The sequence below is a fragment of the Flavobacterium sp. genome (assembly GCF_013822155.1).
In the GTDB taxonomy this organism is placed as follows: Bacteria; Bacteroidota; Bacteroidia; order Flavobacteriales; family Flavobacteriaceae; genus Flavobacterium.
Genome location: NZ_PNJW01000013.1, coordinates 44,299 through 65,934, shown reverse-complemented (window position 1 = coordinate 65,934; position 21,636 = coordinate 44,299). Strand labels below are relative to the sequence as shown.

The 21,636-nt window shown below is 34.5% G+C and carries 13 protein-coding genes; 6 read left to right on the top strand and 7 right to left on the bottom strand.

Annotated features, from left to right (window positions below; genetic code table 11):
* From C0512_RS05445 to C0512_RS16005, 6 genes are all read left to right on the top strand, one after another.
* The coding region (locus C0512_RS05445) for a tetratricopeptide repeat protein (protein ID WP_290859549.1) at nucleotides 1–1,772 on the top strand (1,772 nt) is incomplete at its 5' end.
* A 4-nt stretch (nucleotides 1,773–1,776) separates the two neighbouring features.
* The gene (locus C0512_RS05440) at nucleotides 1,777–3,693 is read left to right on the top strand and encodes a tetratricopeptide repeat-containing sensor histidine kinase (protein ID WP_290859547.1); all 1,917 of its coding nucleotides are present in this window, start codon (nucleotides 1,777–1,779) and stop codon (nucleotides 3,691–3,693) included.
* 73 nt (nucleotides 3,694–3,766) lie between these two features.
* Nucleotides 3,767–4,033 carry a hypothetical protein gene (locus C0512_RS05435; RefSeq protein ID WP_290859545.1) on the top strand — a complete coding sequence of 89 codons (267 nt, stop codon included), beginning with the start codon at nucleotides 3,767–3,769 and terminating at the stop codon, nucleotides 4,031–4,033.
* Between the two features lie 6 nt (nucleotides 4,034–4,039).
* Nucleotides 4,040–4,690 carry a response regulator transcription factor gene (locus C0512_RS05430; protein WP_290859544.1) on the top strand — a complete coding sequence of 217 codons (651 nt, stop codon included), beginning with the start codon at nucleotides 4,040–4,042 and terminating at the stop codon, nucleotides 4,688–4,690.
* A gap of 29 nt (nucleotides 4,691–4,719) precedes the next feature.
* Nucleotides 4,720–5,061 carry a DUF4230 domain-containing protein gene (locus tag C0512_RS16010; RefSeq protein WP_367160567.1) on the top strand — a complete coding sequence of 114 codons (342 nt, stop codon included), beginning with the start codon at nucleotides 4,720–4,722 and terminating at the stop codon, nucleotides 5,059–5,061.
* A gap of 6 nt (nucleotides 5,062–5,067) precedes the next feature.
* The gene (locus C0512_RS16005; RefSeq protein ID WP_367160565.1) at nucleotides 5,068–5,412 is read left to right on the top strand and encodes a DUF4230 domain-containing protein; all 345 of its coding nucleotides are present in this window, start codon (nucleotides 5,068–5,070) and stop codon (nucleotides 5,410–5,412) included.
* 153 nt (nucleotides 5,413–5,565) lie between these two features.
* Here the strand turns inward: C0512_RS16005 and C0512_RS05420 are convergent, their stop codons facing one another.
* The 7 genes from C0512_RS05420 to C0512_RS05385 all read right to left on the bottom strand — a co-directional run bounded on the left by C0512_RS05420 (nucleotide 5,566) and on the right by C0512_RS05385 (nucleotide 21,447).
* Nucleotides 5,566–5,874, bottom strand: a complete 309-nt coding sequence (locus tag C0512_RS05420) for a rhodanese-like domain-containing protein (RefSeq protein WP_290859542.1) — start codon at nucleotides 5,872–5,874, stop codon at nucleotides 5,566–5,568.
* Between the two features lie 107 nt (nucleotides 5,875–5,981).
* Nucleotides 5,982–7,739 (bottom strand): aromatic amino acid hydroxylase, encoded by a 1,758-nt coding sequence (locus C0512_RS05415; RefSeq protein WP_290859540.1) that lies wholly within the window; start codon nucleotides 7,737–7,739, stop codon nucleotides 5,982–5,984.
* Nucleotides 7,740–7,886: 147 nt separating this feature from the next.
* Entirely contained in the window at nucleotides 7,887–8,423 is a 537-nt protein-coding gene (locus tag C0512_RS05410; RefSeq protein ID WP_290859538.1) for a DUF4136 domain-containing protein, read from the bottom strand.
* 81 nt (nucleotides 8,424–8,504) lie between these two features.
* Complete coding sequence (locus tag C0512_RS05405; protein WP_290859536.1) at nucleotides 8,505–10,499, bottom strand: urocanate hydratase; 1,995 nt, start codon at nucleotides 10,497–10,499, stop codon at nucleotides 8,505–8,507.
* Between the two features lie 2 nt (nucleotides 10,500–10,501).
* A complete protein-coding gene (locus tag C0512_RS05400) occupies nucleotides 10,502–10,684 on the bottom strand; it encodes a DUF5522 domain-containing protein (RefSeq protein WP_290859534.1) in 183 nt (60 codons plus the stop codon).
* Between the two features lie 351 nt (nucleotides 10,685–11,035).
* Nucleotides 11,036–15,346 (bottom strand): hypothetical protein, encoded by a 4,311-nt coding sequence (locus tag C0512_RS05390; protein ID WP_290859532.1) that lies wholly within the window; start codon nucleotides 15,344–15,346, stop codon nucleotides 11,036–11,038.
* Nucleotides 15,347–15,579: 233 nt separating this feature from the next.
* A complete protein-coding gene (locus tag C0512_RS05385) occupies nucleotides 15,580–21,447 on the bottom strand; it encodes a GEVED domain-containing protein (protein WP_290859531.1) in 5,868 nt (1,955 codons plus the stop codon).
* Nucleotides 21,448–21,636: the final 189 nt, after the last annotated feature.

Below are 21,636 nucleotides of genomic sequence, written 5' to 3'. Positions count from 1 at the left end.
ATAAATTAAATAAGCAATCTTTTACTCTTTCAAAAAAAAAATACCTCGATTTTGGCCTAGCTAAATCATACAATATAAAAGGGATAATTTATGATATCAATGGAAAATCAGACAGTGCATTATTCTGTTATCAAAAAGCTATTTACCATTCTAAAAAAGCAAAATTATTTGCCACTCAAGCATCCGCATTCAATAATATAGGGTTATTAGAATGGAATAAAGCAAATTATCTAAATGCTCTAAAATATTATAATTTAGGTTTACAAATTTTTGAAAAAATTAATGATAAAAAAGGGCAGGCCAACACCCAGAGTAATATCGGACTTATTTACCAAAGTTTGAATGATAAAATAAATGCTGAAAAATATTTTTTTCAATCGTTGAAATTAAGAGAAGAAATTCATGATTATTATGGTATATCTGTGAGTTATACAAATTTGGGTCGATTTCATGAAGATGCAAAGGAAAATGAAAAAGCGATTTTTTATTATGAAAAAGCAATTTCAAATAAAAGAAAAATAAATGATTTAAGAGGCATCGCCATTACACTAAATAATTTATCATCCTTACAATATAATGAGCGTAAAATAGCAGAAGCTTATTCTTCCTGCCTTGAGGCCATTCAAATTGGAAAACAACTTGAAGCACCATCTATTTTAGCTTATGCTTACTTGGGTTTAACGGATATTTATAGAGCAAAAAAAGATATCGTAAAAGCCAAAGAAGCGAATGAATTAGCCAGAAAATATAGTATTGAAACAGAAGATCAGGCAGCACTAAAGAATTATTATTATGGCGAAATACAACTAGCACTATTACAAAATGATTTTAAGGCAGCTTATTTGAATCAAGTAAAGAAAGATTCACTGCAAAATGTAATTGTTGGATTAGAAGTGCAAAAAGCTGTATCAGAGATTGAAACAAAATATCAAGTTGAAAAAAAAGAAAAGGACTTAGCCAAAGCTAAAGTTAAAGTGACCGAAAGAGAACTAGAAATAAAACAAAAAAATACGCAATTGTATTTGTCAATTGGTGCCTCTGTCACTTTCTTATTAATTGGTTTTTTATTTTACAACCAACAAAAATTAAAAAACACACAGCTTATAAAAGAAAATGAATTAAAAGAAGCCCTAGTGAAAATTGAAACTCAAAATAAGTTGCAGGAACAAAGACTTCAAATTTCCAGAGATTTACATGATAACATCGGTTCCCAATTAACGTTTATCATTTCTTCCATTGACAATTTAAAATATTTTGACATTGCAAAAGATAAATTGGTTTCAAAATTTGATGCGATTAGTGGGTTTACTCAAAATACAATCACTGAATTGAGGGATACGATTTGGGCCATGAATAAAAATGAAATTACACTTGAAGATTTGCAAATAAGAATTGTAAATTTTATTGAAAAAGCTAAAGTAGCGATACATGGAATTACCTTTGAATTTTCAATAGACAAAAAATGCCCAAGCAACCTTAAATTTTCATCTGTGGAAGGAATGAACATTTATAGAATAATTCAGGAAACACTTAATAACTCTATTAAGCATTCGGGATGTTCTTCCATAAAAATTCAAATTTATATCGCTAACAATATATTAATAATTGAAATAAGTGATAATGGTAAAGGGTTTTTATTGAACGAAATAACAGAAGGTAATGGCCTTTCTAATTGTAGAAAACGAGCTCAGGAACTAGGGGCAGAAATTGATTTTATAACCCTTGAAAAAGGCAGTTTAGTTAAATTGTCTTTAAATCATTTTAATAGTTGATACAATGAAAAAAATAATTGAAAAGGGGTTTGGATTAAAATATGTTTTTCTGATTTTATTTTTTGTTCAATTGGCAAATGGTCAGTCTTTTGAGACCTATTCAGCTAAGCAATTGAACGAAAAAGCCATGGACATTCACAGAACGGAACCCGAAAAAGCCATGCAACTAGTAAAATCAGCTGAAAAAAAGGCATTGCAACTTGAAAATAAAAAGGAGTTGTCTGTCACATATAGTAATTATGCTGTACTTTTTCGTTTAAAAGGGGAATTTAAAGAAGCTATAAAATATGCAGAGAAAGCCTTAAAATTATCAAATGATTCCCTTTTAATTGCTTCTTGTAACAATACCATTGGAGCCTGTAAAAGAGCATTGGGGTTTTATGAAGAAGGACTAAAGAATTATTTGATTGCTTTAAAGATATATGAATCAAAAAAGGAAGTTGATCAACAAGGAACAGTAATCAATAACATTGGGATGATTTACAGTCAGATGGATCTTCTGGAAAAAGCAAAAGTATACCATAGAAAAGCAATCGCTATTTTTCAAAAATCGAAGTATCAAAAAGGACTTTCGGAATCCTATAATAACTTAGCAATAGCTTTAGCCAACCAAGACAGTTTGACAAAAGCATTGCGTTATTTTAATTATTCTCTCCAAATAGAGGAAAAATTAAAAGATAAAAAAGGAATTGCCGAATCATATAATAATGTAGCAGGAATTTATTATTATTTACAGCAAATAGATTCAGCCAAATATTACTTTGAAAAATCTGTTGAATTAGAACGTGAAATTAAAAATTTTCCGGGAGTCGCTGCCAGTTATAATAATTTGGCACTCGTAATGCTTGAATTTAAAAGAAATGCAAGTGCTAAAAATTATATAGACAGTGCTTTTTATTATGCAAAAAAATCAAAAGTAGCAGAAGATTATGTGAATGCTTTAGAAAATTATGCCTTATACTATGAAGCATTATCGGATTATAAAACAGCAAATGATTATAATAAAAAGTTTTTTACAGCGAAAGACAGTGTTTTTAAAAATTCTAATTTAGAAAATCTTCATGAATTAGAAGTGAAATATAAATCGGCTCAAAAAGATGCTGAAATTTCAAAAAACAAAGCGGAAATTGCAGAGAATGAATTGCAAATAAAACAAAAAAACACTATTATTTACGGCTCAATCGGGTTTGCCATTTTGCTGGGATTAGTAGGGTATCTTTTCTATAATCAACAAAAAATTAAAAACATACAGCTACTCAAAGAAGTTGAATTAAAAGAGGCATTAGTAAAAATTGAAACCCAAAATAAGTTACAAGAGCAGCGACTACAAATTTCAAGAGATTTACACGATAACATAGGTTCACAATTGACTTTTATTATTTCATCCATTGACAATTTAAAATATTTTGATATTGCCAAAGAAAAATTGGTTTCAAAATTTGACAATATCAGTGGTTTCACCCGAAATACCATCACAGAATTACGTGATACCATTTGGGCAATGAATAAATCCTCAATTTCAGTGGAAGATTTACAAATCAGGATTACTAATTTTATTGATAATGCTCAATTAGCGGTTCATGGTATTACATTTGAATTTAGTATTGACCCGAATGTCAATTCAGCTCATGAATTTACTTCGGTAGAAGGAATGAATGTGTATAGAATTATTCAAGAAGCTGTGAATAACGCCGTAAAATATGCCAATGCAACACAAATTAAAATCTATCTATATCAGGATAATGAAAAGATGATTTTTACGATTAGTGACAATGGAATTGGTTATTCTGAATCCGAAATTGAACTTGGAAATGGATTGAATAATATGAAAAAGAGAGCATTAGAATTAAAAGCAGATTTAAAAATTAATTCGGAAAAAGGGAAAGGAACCCAAGTTTTGATAGAAAAGCAAATAAAGTAGAATAAGGCAACTGCCGTATGGATTTCTTTTTATGTTTTTGATAATTTTGATTTCTGTCGAAAATGAATTGATTATGAATATTATCCTCATTGTTCTGTTTGCGTTTATTAATCTTTTTTTAATTCTTTTTTTCAAACGAAAAAATGCAGAAGTAGAAAAGGATCATTTGTATCGTATTTTTTGTATGCAAGATGAATTAATTTCGGAGAAAAATAAAAAAAATAAAATGAATGATTCCATCAATCAACTTGCCGAAATGGAGGAAAATACGCAGCAAAAGTTAACTGTCATTCAATTGAAATTGGAATTTATGCATTTATTCAGTAAAACTAATTTATAAGGAAACATGAATATCAAGCTTGCCATTATTGACGACAACAGTTTTTTGATTAAAGCCATTCAAGAGAAATTATCTTTTTTTGATGATATTCAAGTGAAATTTTATGCTTTAAACGGAGCGGAATTGCTCACTAAATTAGATACGAATCACAATTTAGATGTTTTATTGATGGATATTGATATGCCCATCTTAAATGGTATTGAGGCTACTGCTATTGTCAAACAAAAATATCCTCACATTAAAGTTATAATGCTCACTGTTTTTGATAATGATGAAAATATTTTTAATGCAATTAAAGCTGGTGCAGATGGCTATTTGTTGAAAGAAGTTAACCCAACCGATTTGCATCAGGGAATCATCGAAACATTAAATGGCGGAGCTGCCATGAATCCGTCTATTGCATTAAAAACACTTAAATTGCTACGAAATCCTGTGCAATTTGAAAGTAAAATTGAAGAAGATGAAATCAAACTTTCAGCCAGAGAGATTGAGGTTTTGGAACAATTAAGCAAAGGACTAAACTACAACCAAATCGCAGACAATTTGATACTTTCCCCTTCAACCGTTCGGAAACATATCGAAAATATTTACAATAAATTGCAAGTGCACAATAAATTAGAAGCCATTCAAAAAGCCAAATCAAATAAGTTGATTTAAATTTTTATCTTCGTGTAAAATAATCACAAATGGCTACTCGCAGAAATCAATCTACCGAAACTCAAGTTAAAAATGTTTTAGTTCCCATATTACAAGCCATTGGTCGTTCAGGGAAAATAATTTATTTAGTGGTAATAGCTGTAATTGCATTCTTTGTATATCAGTTTTTTACCCGTTCCAGTAATTCTTCTACCATCGAATACAATTCTGCATTAATTGAAAAACAGCTCAAAAATGTTTCCAAATTAGTGGTTACCGAAGGGCATTATTCGCAAGTCATGACCTATAAAGACCAAAAAAATTATTTTATGGATATGGTTTCTTTTGAAAAAAAGGCCTTGATGGTTGTGAATGCTGATGTGACGGTTTAGTATGATTTGAGTCAAATTAAGTATGATATTAATGAAACAGCTAAAACCATTACGATAAAAAACATACCCGAGGCTGAATTAAAAATAAGCCCTGATGTGCATTTTTACAGCATTGATGAAAGTTATTTTAATCCATTTGGTACCGCCGATTATAACAAAATCACTAAAAAAGTAAAAGCCGAAATCGCAAAAAAAATGGAAAAATCAAAATTGAAAACTAATGCTGAAAACCGATTAATCAGTGAATTGTCTAAAATTTTGATATTGACCAATACGATGGGATGGACATTACACTATAATGGGGAAACAATAGTTTCAGAAACTGTTTTAAAAGGAAAAATTAAAACCTAAATTTCCAATTAAAATGTGCTTTCGTATGATGTTGTGGATGATTTGAAATTATTAAAATGACTAAACAAAAAGAGCTCTGAAAAATAATTTCAGAGCTCTTTTATTTTAATCAATTTATTAAAAAAAGGGCTTCAAAATCGAAGCCGTTTTTTATTATAATTTACTTGCTAAGCTTTCATATCCACCACCATTCATCACTTCTATTCCACTGTTTTTTAATACAGAAGCTGCTTGACTGCTTCGCATACCACTTCTACAGTAAACAATGACCGGTTTGTTCATTTTTTTGATTTCTGCTGCTTTCGAAAAAATCATGTCCAACGGAATATTTTTCGCCCCTTTGATGTGCCCTTGTTGAAATTCCCCAACGGTTCTTACATCAATTATAACAGCTCCTCTGTCCACAAAATCTTTAACATTTTCGGTTTTAGAACCAAAACCTAACATATCTAATAATCCCATAATTTTCTATTATTTATACCGCAAAGATAATGGGTTGAATTTGAGCATGCTGTAACAAAAGTTACATTATAAAAAAATCAATTTCTACAAGCAGCAAATTTATCCGATTAAGCATTTTCTTTCTCAAAAATTAATTCTAAACCACCATTAATTAAATGTGCAATTTCAGGACGATTAGATTTCAATTTTTCCAAATAAATTAATACCTGGGGCAATATTCCAGCAGTATCATTCTGATGTAATAATTCAACCATTTCGACAGCTAATAACCAATCATTAGGATGGTTGTTTTTAATGATTTCAAAAGTTTGTTCAATAGTTTTAAGTTGAACTTTTCCTTCTCTAATTTGTCTGATGTTAAGGTATAATTTTTCCAGCTCTTCCCTTTCCGGAGATTTCTTAGCCTTAATGGTGTGAGAAGAGGCTACGTGGTTAATCATATCAAAACTATCAACATCTGCAGGACCTGAAAAAGCGGATATTACTTTTTTTCCAACGGCCATATCATAAATACCCCATTCCGGTTTGAATAAAACAGTGTCGTTATGAGTTACAGTGCAGTTTTTAAATTTAATCAGCATGATCTCTCCTTGAATATTTCTTGTTCCGGTTACAATTTCACCTGTAACAGTAATGTTACCTTCAAAATCTAAGGTTACTTTTTCCGCTTCATAGATGTCATAGGCACGTAAATCTCTTGGACTCATATCTTCTATGGCAAGATTTATACCTTTTAGTTTCCCAATAGGAGAACCAAAGCCTTCTGCGTGATATTGTGTGCCGTGGCCAACTAATTCTTTTTCGCGATAGGCTAGGGCTGTATTACCTTTGGTTTGTACATAAACCGGTTTTCCGTCTTCTTCAATCACATTTGAAAAATGGCCTGAAATCTGTAATCCTGTACTTAATTCTATGGTCCCCAAAGAATTTGAGTAAATTAATTTTTTAATTCCTGATAATCCACCGGTTCGAACGGCCATTTTATTTGCAAATTCCTCTAAAACTAAACTCAAATGAGCAAAATCAGGGGTTACATATAATTGTGGTTGAGGTTTTGTAATATCGAAACTCTTGTCAGCAGCAGAAATATCGTATGGAATTTTTTTAACTTCATCGGTCATGCACCAAGCACTTTCACCGATGGAAGAAAGCAGTCCGGCACCGTATATTTTTGGATTTTCGGGTGTTCCAATTAAGCCGTATTCTACCGTCCACCAATGCAGGTTTCGAATGCGAGACATTTCTGAAAGTTCACCCATGTTATTTTGCAAAAATTCTACTTGGTCTTCCGCTTTTTTAATTTCCGCTTCGGGTGTACCTTCTGCTTCTTTTAAAATGGATAATAAACGAATGGCTTCATACATTTCATAATCTCTGGAAGAAGAAATAGCTTTGCATCCAATTTCACCAAATCGGCGTAAATATTCAGCATATTCAGGGTTTGCAATGATAGGAGCATGGCCTGCACCTTCATGAATGATATCAGGAGCCGGCGTATATTCTATGTGTTCCAATTGTCGAATATCACATGCAATCACCAGTACATTATAAGCCTGAAATTCCATGAAATCATTGGGAGGAATAAATCCGTCAACGGCTACTGCTGCCCAGCCAATTTCTTTTAATATGCGGTTCATACCATACATATTTGGGATATTATCTACCGAAATGCCGGTTTGTTTTAACCCATTAAGATAAGAATTATGGGCTACATTTGATAAGTAGCTTACGTTTTTTCGCATCACATACCGCCAAACAGCTTGGTTTATGGGTGTATAATCTTCATAAACCTGAGGCTTAATAAATTGTTTTAAATGCTTCGGAAGTCTATCAATCAAAGGATTGCTTTCAAAATGGTTTTCCATAATTCAAACGTTGTAGTTGGAAGTGTAAATATAATAAAAAAACGATAAGGCTTTTTACATTTTTATATCTTCGTTGGCTAAAAGTTAATAGTCTAAAAAACAAAAACCGCTTCAGAAATGAAGCGGTTTAATTGAAAATATTTTTTGTTATTTTTTTTGCTGAGGAGGATATTGTTCCAGAATTTTTGTCACAAACTCTTTGATAAGTTCTTCCTTTTTATCTATGTTTTGAGTTAAAACACCAACACCCTGACCTTGCCAAATTAATTCTTTTTTCTTGGCATCGATTAAATCAATGAAAAGAGTTCCTTCGACATAGGAATAAACGGAAGTGTTTCCACCCCACATGTAAGGATTCCAACCATAACCCCAACCATAACCCCATCCTGCATAAAATTGATTGACATCAACTTGTTCACGCTCTTTGGTGAAAATGTTTACTAATAAATCTGGGGTTTCACTTTTAGTAAATCCTTTGGCAGTCATTTGTTCATCAATGGCTCTAAGAATTCTTTTTTTGTCTAAATCTGAAATTTCAACTTTGTCAATACCACTTTTTTGAAAAGCATACGTTTTAAACTGATTGAAATCAACATTTTTGTCATAATCATAGTTTACTTTTACTGAACTACAAGAAGTAAACAGAAAGAGTAGAAGCAAGGGTAAGAATTTGAGTGTTTTCATAGTGTAATTTTTTTGTTTCAAGTTTCATGTCTCAGGTTTCAAGTTATAAAGGCTAACTTGAAACCTAAAACGTGAAACAAATTATAATAAATTGTCATCAACTATAGTAGGGATGGTAATTTTTAATAAAGGTTGCGTCTGCATGGCTCTTTTTATTGCAAAAATGGCACCTTCATTTCGTGCCCAATTTCTTCTAGCAATTCCGTTGTTAACATCCCAAAAAAGCATTGATTTTAAACGTCTCTCACTATCCTCAGAGCCATCAAGAACCATACCAAATCCGCCATTGATTACCTCACCCCAGCCAACTCCTCCGCCATTGTGAATGGACACCCAAGTTGCTCCCCGGAAACTATCACCAATCACATTTTGTATTGCCATATCTGCCGTAAAACTTGAACCGTCATAGATGTTTGAGGTTTCACGATAAGGAGAATCTGTTCCGGAGACATCATGGTGATCACGTCCTAAAATAACATAACCAATTTCTTTTTTTGCTATCGCATTATTGAAAGCCTCTGCAATTTTCATTCTTCCTTCGGCATCGGCATATAATATTCTGGCTTGTGAACCTACCACTAATTTATTTTTTTGAGCTTCTTTAATCCATTTGATATTGTCTTGCATTTGTTGCTGAATTTCAATCGGAGCTGTTTTAGCCATTTCTTCTAAAACGGTACAAGCAATTTGATCGGTTTTGGCTAAATCTTCCTGTTTTCCTGAAGCACAAACCCAGCGAAACGGGCCAAAACCATAATCAAAACACATAGGCCCCATGATATCTTGAACATAACTGGGGTATTTAAAATGAATACCGTCAATAGCCATTACATCGGCTCCTGCACGTGAAGCTTCAAGCAAAAAGGCATTTCCGTAATCAAAAAAGTAAGTTCCTTTTGCGGTATGTTTATTGATGGCTGCAGCATGACGAACCAACGTTTCTTTCACTTTTGTTTTGAATAATTCCGGATTGTTTGCCATTAACTCATTTGATTCTTCAAACGATAGTCCTACCGGATAATAACCACCTGCCCATGGATTATGTAGGGAAGTTTGGTCTGAACCTAAATCGATGTGAATATTTTCTGAATCAAAACGTTCCCAAACATCGACAATATTTCCAAGGTAAGCGATGGAAACAACTTCTTTTTGAGCTTGTGCTTTTCGAACACGAATCACTAAATCTTCCACCTTTTCAATCATTTCATTTATCCAACCTTGTTCATGACGAATTTTAGTAATTTTTGGATTTACTTCTGCACAAATGGTGATACAACCCGCAATATTGCCTGCTTTGGGTTGAGCACCACTCATTCCACCAAGTCCAGATGTAACAAAAATTGAGCCTTCGGGATTTTTTTTGATTTTTCGAAAGCCGTTTAAAACGGTAATTGTTGTTCCATGCACAATTCCTTGCGGACCAATGTACATATAACTTCCGGCTGTCATTTGTCCATATTGAGAAACCCCTAACGCATTCATTTTTTCCCAATCATCCGGTTTTGAATAATTTGGAATCACCATTCCATTAGTAACTACAACTCTAGGTGCTTCTTTATGTGACGGAAACAATCCCATAGGATGGCCTGAATACATCACTAAGGTTTGTTCTTCAGTCATTTCAGAAAGATATTTCATTGTCAATCGATACTGAGCCCAATTTTGAAAAACAGCACCATTTCCACCGTAGGTAATCAACTCATGTGGATGTTGAGCTACAGCATAATCCAAGTTGTTTTGTATCATCAACATGATTGCTTTTGCTTGTTCACATTTTCCAGGATAGTCAGAAATTGGGCGTGCATACATTCGATAATCAGGTCGAAAGCGATACATGTAAATACGACCATATTTTTCTAATTCATCTTTGAATTCAGGTAGTAGTGTTGCATGAAATTCTGCATCAAAGTACCGAAGTGCATTTTGCAAAGCGAGTTTTTTTTCTTCAGCAGAAAGAATTTCCTTTCGCTTTGGAGCATGATTTATTTCAATTTCATAAGGTTTTATAGCTGGCAATACGGATGGAATTCCTTCTGTGATTTGCTCTTTGAATGATTTGGTTTGTATTGCTTTCATGTTTATTTTTTTGGTTTTAGCTGTCCGGTTTTTTTATCAAAACCATACGGACAATGTCGACAGCCGCTTTTACAACAGTAGCCTCTTTTTAAATGGTATTTTTCCGTAAAACACTTATAACCTTCGGCCGTAAAATAAAAATCTTCGCCTTCAATTAATTTATTTTCAGAATTTGATGTATTCATAGCTACAAAATTAGCAACTTTGTCACAAATGATAGTGATTGTTTTTAAATATTTAACGCCAAAAGGTTTTCGAGGTCTTACGTTGTTTCCATTTGTTTTTTTAAAGCACCATGGGGACAAGCACAATGCAGTTTTATTAAATCACGAAAGAATTCATATTCGGCAACAAATCGAATTATTAATTATTCCTTTTTTTCTTTGGTATGGTCTTGAATTTTTATACAAATGGATTAAATATAAAGATAGAAATCTCGCCTATCGAAATATCTGCTTTGAAAGAGAAGCTTATCAAAATGAAAAAAACCTTTACTTTTTAAAGCAAAGGTCTTTTTGGAATTTCTTTAATTATTTTTAATAAATTACTTTTTCAATTTTAATTAATTCATTTTGTAATTTGATTTTCAACAGCAATGTAGTATTGTTTTTTTGAAGCGACGTTATTTTGAATGAATTAGCATTCACATTGTTGTATTCTTTTAATTTTTGTCCTAAAACGTTATAAACGATTATTGATTCAATTGGTTCAACAGTTGAATAAACGTTTACAAATTCATTAGTCACTACCCTAATCTCGTTTTCAAGGGAAAAATCCGGATTGCTAAGTGCTTCGTTTAAATATACAATTTCAAAACGATTGTCAAATGAACCTTGTTCAGATGAAAAAGTATAAGGATTTGTTTTTATATTGTGCGTTATGTTTAAAAACTTATCTTTTAAATAGATGGTTTGGGTTTCAAATAAGCCGTCTACCGCAGCTAAAGCGAAAGTATATGTTCCGCTTTCAGGTATATGAACGCCCATTGGAACGATATCATTTTCATCAAAAGGAAGGCTTCTCCCTTGAATAGAAAGTCTTTCTTCATTTAAGATAGAATAAACAGTCATTGAGCCTAATACAGCGGTATTACAATCAAAAAAGCTGTCTCTGTCCATGGTTGCTCCTTCAATATAACCTACTAAAGTACGGTCATTTATTCCGTTTGAATTAACAATGTCAAACCACATTCTGTTTCGCTCTAAAGAAGTAAGAGGAGAATCGCTTACTGCTATGTTAGAAGTTCGATAAAACAAACTATTATCATAGTTCGGACTTCTCAAACTATTAGTGAACGTAATATTATCTGATGCTGGGGAACCATCCTTCATTTGTACAAAAAATCCTTGACCTGCACCGATAAATAAATCTGCAGAAGCTACCGGGCAACAAGTAACTCCGGTGAAATTATAGGTGTAATAGTCGCCCGCTGTATAATTGTATACAAATGTGTCATAAAAAGGACTGTTAATAGTTGCCGGTAAAGTGCCGTGTGTCCATAATTTTAAATTTCCTTCAATTTTGGTATTGTTGTTGAATAAAAATTCACTGGCTCTAATAGCAGATGGATAAGGATTTCCAACTAAATTGTTGTTGTCACTGAAATTAGTAATTTGAGTACCGTTTAATCCATAATGTAAAGCGGTATTTGTGTCACTTCCTCGTGAAATAGGAATTGTGATTTGTCCGTTGTTTGGCACACCAATAAAACTTCCATTTAAAATTGCCGGAGTGCTGCCAAAACTATTTGGTCCACGTACAATATAACCAATAGCGGGTTGCATTGTGCTTCCGGCAGCTCCAACCCAATTGCCTTGACCTCCATTTGGATTTGCCACAGTTGTATTCCAAGAATAAATTGGTCCGGGGGCAATAGGAGCAGGAATATTATTCACGTTAAAACCGGCTACGGGTGATGACCAATAAACATAATCTAAACGTCTGATATTGGCATTTCTTCGATAAATAATGTTCCCAATGTTTGTTGTATTGTTGATTTGAACCAAGCTGGAATTGTTTTGAATATCAAATGTTCCCGTAGGTTGAACGTTTACCCAATCCGTTATTGTTATACTATTATTTGAATTTACTGTTAGAGTTGCTCCATTCAAAATCCGTAATGTTCCACCTAAACCATTATAGTTCGTGCCTGAAATAATAGGGTCATTTGGGGTTATTGGAATTAATACACAATCAGAGCTGTTTGGTATTCCTACCGGTGTCCAGTTATTGTTTTTATTCCAATCTGAATCTATTGAGCCGTTCCATGTTTTATCTCCTATGACAGTAACAACGGTTTCGTCATTTTCTACAATTGTATTTCCATTGCACAAAGTATAAGTTACTTGAGCTGTGTAGGTAGTCGTTGCAGTAGGACAAACATTAATTACGTCTGTGTTACCAATCATCGGGCCAGATGTTCCGGAGCCTTCAAACCATTGTATTGAAGTGATAGACGGACCTGATGGGACAAAACGCCAAGCTTCACTTGTTACAGTCCAATCGGCATCAAGACCGTTTCTACCGGGAGCAACAACTGCTTGTGATCCGGCTGCATTTTGAATACCTACAATAGCATTACCGCCATTCCAAGTAGAACATACATTTTTTTCTTTTATATAAACTTCAATAACATTTGTGTCTTCATAAAGGACAATCATACCGGTATATAGAATAGAATTACAGGTGGCAGAAAACATGGGGATGTCACTCCAAGAAGCCACTAAGGCACGGCATCCGGTGTTTAATGTAATTAGTTCCCAACCTACAGTTCCGCCTACACTTGGGTCGATATCATGATAAACCCCATAAATAGTGTTTGGAAATAAAGCACCAACTAAGCTAGGTAAGTTATTACTGAAAGCATAACCTGAGGGACCACCTGCACTTGCTGTATTAAAAGAAATCATCCCATTTGAACCCATGATACACGAATTATACGTATTTCCGTAAAAGCAAAAATTAAACGGAATATTAATGACGGGAGACCAAATATCATCAATATTTACACTTACCGGGTTTTGTAAACAATTAAATTGATAGGGTGGAATATATGTAATGGATTCTACGGTATAGCTTGATGTATCTCCTAATTGTAGATAATTTGCCTCTAAATCTACACAAGTTGCAACTGTGTGGCAGTCTATCGGAAGAGGGTCAGCACCATTTAAACCCAAACCCCCCGATTGGACAGATGGACAAGCTAGAGCAGTTGTTCCTGTTCCAGGACCACTTGAACAGGGATTAGTCGTACAATTAATTATAAAACTAACATTTCCACCAATTGTACTTTCAGGGTCTAATAGAATATAATATTGAATTCCTCCGGAAAGAAAAAAACTTGAACTTGTAGAAGCTCCAAATAAATCATCAATACATCCCCAACCAATGCCATTACATCCTGTTGAAACAGCTTTGTATTGGTAGTCAATTGTGCCATAGGAACCGGTTTGTTGAAGCGTATATGTCCCGGAAACGGTTGGTGTAAATGTATAAATAATTTCATTTCCCGGAGTTGTCCATCCACAAGGAGAGTTGGTATAAGTGCCGTTTCCAGCCGGAATTGTCACATTTATAGTTGAACCACAAGTGGCAATGTTTGTAATTGTTGAACAAGGATTAGTCGGTTCAGTTACACAAATACCAAAAGAGCCGTTGTTGTCATTTCCGAATTCCCAAATTCTGATGTAAATTGTTTCGCCGGGTGTTCTTCCTGTTAAGGAGAGCATGGACATTGCTCCACTTCCTCCGTCATCATCACATGCAATTAATGTTAAAGTTCCACAAGTGCCGGAATAAGCTGCCATTCCACTATCTGTGATAACTCCTGATTGGGTGTCAATATTTAAGTTACCACTTGCCGGTACAACAGCAGAAAACCAAACATCACCACCGGAGTATAAAGAACAGCCCGGAGCGGGTATGCCTAGACTAGCTGTGGCACCACTATTTGAGTAAGTAGTATAATTACAGGAACTGTTAACGGTTAGCGAAATGGCACCACTACATTCATCGTTTGTAAGAGGAGGTGGTGGGGCTGAACAAGTTCTGGAAATTGTAAATGTTCCCGTTGTATTACTGCCGCTTAGCCAATGAGCAACGTACACATAATATGTTGTTCCTAATGTAGTAGTAAATGTTGCGGTTTCAGGAGCAGTATCTGTACAAGCAATATTGGTTAGTGAACCACAAGTGCCGGTGGCAACGGATAGTTTAATATCAAATGCCGGGTTAGTTGAAATTGTTGTTTGTTGTCCGTCGCCTACAAAGGTGTACCAAACACCATAGTTGGACATAGTACAACCTGAAACATTAGCAATGTTTGTTGTGCCAATTGTTGTTCCGGCTAAATTGGATGTTCCACATGGCAAACTTGTTGCGTTAGAACATAAATCATTTACGGGTGGTGTAGGAGCAGAGCATGATGTACACGTAATAGTAGTTGTGCAACAGTTTGTTGCAGTTCCACAAGCCGCATCAGTATTATAATGCACATAATATGTTCCTGAAGTAGTAGCAGTAAAAGTATGAGGAGAATTTCCTTGACTGATTACTGTACCATTGTATGTGCCACTTCTTACGGTGATGTATCCGCCGCAAGTATTTGAAATTTGATAAGTTGTTCCGGCTACTATTGAAGTTATTGGGCTGTATTCTGTTTGATAATTACAAGTGCTGATTGTTACCGGAGTTGTATTTGTAGGTGCTATAGCAGAACCCCAAGAAGTAGTATTTGTACACTGAGCATTTGCTTCCTTTGCAAAGAAGAAAATAAAAAACAGCATAAAAATTTTAAAAACGAGTTTATTTGGTAATGGAAAAAAGATTCCCCAATCTTCTTTTTTCATTGTATGTGGTATTAGAGTCAATTAGTTTCGACTAAAATAATTATTTAAATTGAAAAAATAACAAAAGGCAAAACAATTGTTAATAAAATGTTATTTCGGCGAATAAAATAGGCTTTATGTTGACAATTCTTGTCAGTAAAATAGTAATTCGTTAATTTTTTGATATTTTTTAATGTAAAAAAACCTCATTTTGATTAAAAATGAGGTTTAAAAAAGAGTTGATAGAAAAAGTATTAAAAAACTTTTTTATTTATGATTCTGTTTTCATTGGTTAGTATTGTAACTAAAAGGACTTGATCAGCAATTCCTTTAATGTCATCAATAGTTAAAAGGTTACTGTCGATGTTGGTTTTTTCAACCAATAATCGACCACTGATGTCATAAACTTTAACTTTATTCATAGTGTGATTTCCGGTAGAAATTTGAATTGATTTAGCATTATCTCGATATACAATGACCTGATTATCGCTATTATCAGGAATGCCAAAAGTTTGATTTTGATATACAATTTTAAAACGATTGGTAAAAACCCCAGCGTCTGTTGTAAATAGATATGGTGCAGCTTTTAAATCATGATAACTATTCAAAAGTTCATCTTTCAAATAAATATTTTGTGTTTCAAATAATCCATCTACTTTACGAATTGCAATATGAAAAGTTCCGGGTGTGCTTACATTATAACAAAGAGGAACTTCATCTGAAATGTCAAAAGGGAGGGAACGACCTTGAATAGCAAACGTTTCAGCGTCAATCAAAGAATAAATCCCCATACTGCCGGAAGTTTTTTCCATAGCATCAAAAAATGAATCTTTTCCTTGCGTTGCTCCGTCAGCATAACCTAAAAGGGTTACAACAGAATTGTTGTTTGAATTAACTATGTCTAGCCAAATACGATGTCTTTCAGGAGCGATAATTCCATTTGTATTTTCGTTTTCAGTTGAATTTCGATAAAAATTATCATTAGCATACGTGTTACTTCGTTGCAGATTATTGAAATTAACTGTTCCGGAAGAATTACCCGGACCATCCACCATTTGTACAAAAAAGGCTTGACCGGTTTTAATTAAATCAGAAGCAGTCGGAATTGTTGTACCCAGATAATTGATAAATAAATAATCTGAGGAATTATAATTATAAGCAAAACTACCATAAAATGGATTGGTAACAGTTGTCCCGTTTGTTAAGGCAATATCACTTCCATGAGTCCAAAGTCTGACATTACCTAAAATACTGCTACTATTGTCATATAAAAACTGTAAAGCATTTATGGCAGAAGGATAAGGGTTTCCTAAAAGATTCCAATTGTCATCTAAATTTGTAATTTGTGTACCGTTTACACCTGCATACGGAATACCGGTATATACTCCTCTTTCTATCGTTACAGGGATAGTGCCATTGTTTGGCACTCCGGAAAAAGTACTGTTTATAGAAGTAGCAGCCATGCTTGATGAGCTAGAGCCTCTGACAATATATCCTTTTCCTGTTTCCATGGTGTTTCCATTGGCATTTACCCAAGTTCCTTGACTTATATTTGGAAGAATACCATTTCCATTATTTAAAGTTGTATTCCATTTGTATTTTGGACCTTGAGTTGGTGTAGTATAAATGGAATTTAAAGCTTGATTTGAAACGGGTGATGACCAATAGACATAATCTCCTCCTTTAATTCCTGAGGCAATTCTTCTATAGATAATATCACCACTGTTTGTAACATTGTCAATTTGCACCATACTACCGTTGTTTTCAATATCAAAAATACCGCCTGGTACAATTGTTACTTTCTCAGTAACGGTTAAAAAGTTAGATGAACCTAAATTTAAATTTCCAGTAGATTGTACCCTCAAATTTTTGGCAAACGCTTGATAATTAGTTCCTGTAATATCGGTATCATTATAGATAATTACGCAATTATTGGCATTTGGAATTCCGGTTGGTTTCCAATTAGCAGGATTATTCCAATTACTGTCTGTTGGATTATTGTATATTTTAGAATTATTAATCACCACTATATTTCCGGCAACTGAACATCCATTAGACAATGTAGTGGAAACAGGAATAGTGAAATTTGAATTTTCTAATTGTGTTATAGTTGGTCTTATATAGATAGTACTTGCAGGTGTTCCTGAATTATATTCAGTGCCCGGAGTACAACTTGGATCAGAGAATGCATCTACGGTTGAGGTGTCATAATTAAAGGATGTTGTTAATGGTTTTTCTCCAAAAAGTTTGATATCGTCAACAGCAGCACCATCTCCTAACCAACCTGTAGAGCTTGACCATGTGCGATGTCTGATTCGAATTTTTACATTGGTTTGATTTATTAAACTAGATAAATCAAATGATAAGGTAGAAAATTTTGTTCCTATACCCATGTCTACAATGTAATTTGCCAAAGTATTAGAAGTAGCAAAATTGTTAGTAGAACTTTCAATAATGACATATTCCGTATAAAAGGTGTCGTTATCCGGAAGATATCTGGAATAATAAAGCTTCATTGTTAAGGTTAAGTTTAAATAATTAGTAGTATTTAAACCTGAAGTAAGTGTTAAGGAATTTTCAATTTCATTCGGGGCTGATGGACTAATATCTGCTGTAGTCATTGCGAATTTATTACTGCCGAAACCTGAAGAAATAGCCGGTTTCCAAACGGGGCCATTTGGAATAAAAGTACTAGTTCTAACAGTCCATCTTGTTAAATTATCAAAAGAATTATTGTTGGCATCTGTATTGAGATTACTAAAAACGCCCAATGTGCCAGATTCAAAATCTTCATCAATTAAATAGAATAGTTCTTTATCTCCTGCAGCAGTTAGTGCTAAAATGGCATTATCTCCACATATAATTGGATTGGAAGGAGTAAAAGATAAAGTAGGAAGTGGACTAACTTTGGCAACAATTGGTGTTCTAACAATTGCTTCACAACCGTTAACAGCTGTCACATAAAATGTAGAAGTAGACGAAATGGGTGAAGTTGTCCAATTGCCAGTAAGAGTAGTTTGAAAAGGTACTCCGCCAAATTCTGTGTTATACCAATTATATGAAGTTGTTCCGGGAGATCCCGTTACAGACAAAGGCACTTGACCTGGTCCGCAAATTTCACCTTCAGTGATGGATACAATTTTTACATCACAACGCTCAATAACTGTAAACAAATAATCTTCTGCTTCGCCATATTGATTAGTAGAATATGCTCCAAATGTTCCTGTATTAAAAGGTTGGCATGCATCAAAATTTAATCCAAAATATTCATCTGGATTACCATTAAATGGGTTACCATCATTGTAAAAACTATTAAAAGTTCTTACACGCACTCTATAATCACCAGGCACGGCTCCAGAAGGTATGGCAAAACCAAAAGTATTAGAAATACCAGCCACAGCAGGACCATAAACCATTTCTGTAGCTTCGAATGTGCCGTTTTTATTCCAATCAACCCAAGCGTGTAATCTTGCTCTTCCTCCGGTTGATTCAACTAGCATATTTACTCCTTCGCCTTGGACTTGCTGAGCTTTTGTAGGTAAACCTGTAAAGTCTTGATATCCAGGGGTAATATTACTAAAAGTACTTGTGTTGTTTGTTTCTACATAAGTTCCAATAAAAGCAACTCTGCTAATGTATCGGTCACTATTTCTTGGAGAAGCAGTTGTTGGAATACATGGGCCAGGTGGTGTTCCCACTGTTGTTGTATTTCCAATCAAAATAGTTGGGTTTGTATTGAATATAGGACCGCCACTACATTTGGCATTCATAGAATAAATGAAAAAATAATAAGTTGAAGTTGTATTTAAACCGCTTGCTGTAAAGGTTGTATTGCTATCTGTATCAATTACGATATTGCCAACACCAATGCTTGTTCCTGTTGGATAAGTGGTACCATTCGTAAGTAATGCAGTTGGAGCCACACCCGTTGTATTCATTAAAACTAAATAGTTTTGTGGTGCTGGAACAGCTGCTGTAAATGTACCGGTAATTGAAGTAGCTCCGGGAGTTAATATTAAAGCAGTCGGCTGAGCAGTTGGTGCAGTACAAGGAGGAGCTGCTAAAATGGTAACACTGTAATCTTCTACTTCACCATCTTGACCATTTTCACAAGGACTACCAGCTATAGAAAAACGAGAAGAAACCCTCATTCGTGTTGCTCCAATTGAAGAATTGATAGGGATTTGTATAGTGAACGGGCATAAGGAGCTTAGTCCATTTGCACTGTTTGTTACTGTTCCTAAATTATATGCTTCTCCCGCATCATCAAAATCACCATCTAAATTCCAATCAAACCAAACCATTTGAACTTGAGTATAGTTACCATCTGTATTAACCCATACATCGATGTTGTAATCTATTCCTTGTGTTACAGTTGTATTATGAGTGGTTGTATAATTTGTATATTCATTCCCGGCATTTGCAGATGTGCTGTTGTCTATCGTATTAAATCGAACTCGAGTTATACCGTCATTAAATCCTGCGGTTGTGGGAATGGATGCACAATAAGATAAAGGAGTGATTGCACTACCTGTTAAAGGACTTGTTGTATTGTATAAAGGCCCACCTGTACACAAATTATTCATTGAAAAAACAAAAAAATAATAATTTGTAACAGCAGATAATAAAGTAGCAGAAAAATTAGTATTACCATCTGTATCTATGACCACATTAGTGCCTCCCAGTGCGGTTGAACCAATTATATAAGTAGTTCCGTTAACAGGAATAGGGGCAACACCCGAAGTGTTCATGACCACTAAGTAGTTATTTGCCGTAGGAGAAGCAGCAGTAAATGTTCCATTAATGGTGGCTTCACTTGAAGTTAAAACTAAAGCAGTTGGTTGAGCTGTTGGCGTAACACAAGGAAGTGGAGCAATTACGTTAAGTAGGTAATCTTCCGCTTGACCATAACCTGCTCCGGTTTGGCAAGGGCCGGATGAGTAACCGTTGTAACGCTTCATAACTCGCATTTTTATTAATCCAAGTCCAGCGGTTAAAGGAACAGCGATATTCCCGGTTAGGCTAATAAAATCGACTCCGGTTGAGTTAGTGATTGTGCCTATGTTGTAAATTTCATTGGCAACATTTCCAAATGTTCCGTTTTTATCCCAATCAATATAGACTCTTATGTTGTTTGTAAAATTACCTGCCGTATTACCCATGACTGAAATAGCATTGGTTGCTGAACCTTGCATAACTGTTCCGGTTATACAAAATGATTCTAATGCAGGCGTCCCGTTTACTGTGTTTGATGTAGTATTGTTTATTCCGGCAAAAGTGACATTAGTAATAGGTTCAATTCCACTTGTAAAAGTAGGTGAACAATATGCCGCTAATGTTGAAGTATAGGTAATTCTAACATGACCACGACCACCTGCTCCACCACTACGATCAGTTGTATTGGTTCTTCCACCGGCACCGCCAGCCCCTATTCCGCCTGTAACACCTACACCAGTAGTGTTTCTGCCGGTAGCACCTGCATATCCATTTGTTGGTGCAGCACCTGCAGTAATTCCGGCGGCATCATTTCCAACTGTATCTCCCGCACTTGAGCCACCTCCACCGCTAAAGTTGTTCCCGGCATTTCCACCATTTCCACCATAAGTTGAAATGATGGTCCCCCCATTATTTCCTGTAGTAAATGCAGTTGCTCCGGTTCCCCAAGTGTTGTTTGCCGTAACTGCTCCGCCGGCACCTCGTCCGCCTACTGCTATGATAGTAGTATTTGTATCAAACCAAGAAGGTTGGCCATTACTTCCAGTAACTCCTGAACCGCCATTACCAACAAATAAGTTATAAGTTGTGCCGGGTGTTACAGCATATGTAGTTCTAATGTAACCACCACCAGAGCCTCCGCCACCAGCAGAGGGATTTCCTTCAGCTCTTTGTCCACCACCACCGGCACCCCATACTTCAAGGGTAATGGAAGTTACGTCGCATGGAGCAGTCCATGTACCGTTACCAGTAGTAGTAATATTTACTGTGGTTTGTCCAAAAGCAGTGGAAGATCCAAAAAAAGCAACTAACATCAATATTAAATGTATGATGTTGTTTTTGGTATTGAAATAGGTTTCTTTTTTAAAAAAAACTAAACCAATTCGTAAATTGAAATTTTGTATCATGATAAGCACGGTTTTAGATCGTTGTCTTAAATAATTTCAATTTTAACAAATGTTTGGGGCAAATGTCAATTCCTTAAGATTGAATTATGGTTTTAACTGTAGTATTGCTTAAGAGTTGAATTTAAGCATGTAATTTTTTGTTTTTGGAATATATATGATACAATATTAACACTTTAATAACGGAATAAC

Coding starts and splice junctions, on each gene's coding strand:
- C0512_RS05440 (WP_290859547.1), top strand. CDS start 1,777: ATGAAAAAAATAATTGAAAAGGGGTTTGGATTAAAATATGTTTTTCTG.
- C0512_RS05400 (WP_290859534.1), bottom strand. CDS start 10,684: ATGAATACATCAAATTCTGAAAATAAATTAATTGAAGGCGAAGATTTT.
- C0512_RS05385 (WP_290859531.1), bottom strand. CDS start 21,447: ATGATACAAAATTTCAATTTACGAATTGGTTTAGTTTTTTTTAAAAAA.
- C0512_RS05405 (WP_290859536.1), bottom strand. CDS start 10,499: ATGAAAGCAATACAAACCAAATCATTCAAAGAGCAAATCACAGAAGGA.
- C0512_RS05430 (WP_290859544.1), top strand. CDS start 4,040: ATGAATATCAAGCTTGCCATTATTGACGACAACAGTTTTTTGATTAAA.
- C0512_RS05410 (WP_290859538.1), bottom strand. CDS start 8,423: ATGAAAACACTCAAATTCTTACCCTTGCTTCTACTCTTTCTGTTTACT.
- C0512_RS05390 (WP_290859532.1), bottom strand. CDS start 15,346: ATGAAAAAAGAAGATTGGGGAATCTTTTTTCCATTACCAAATAAACTC.
- C0512_RS16010 (WP_367160567.1), top strand. CDS start 4,720: ATGGCTACTCGCAGAAATCAATCTACCGAAACTCAAGTTAAAAATGTT.
- C0512_RS05435 (WP_290859545.1), top strand. CDS start 3,767: ATGAATATTATCCTCATTGTTCTGTTTGCGTTTATTAATCTTTTTTTA.
- C0512_RS05420 (WP_290859542.1), bottom strand. CDS start 5,874: ATGGGATTATTAGATATGTTAGGTTTTGGTTCTAAAACCGAAAATGTT.
- C0512_RS05415 (WP_290859540.1), bottom strand. CDS start 7,739: ATGGAAAACCATTTTGAAAGCAATCCTTTGATTGATAGACTTCCGAAG.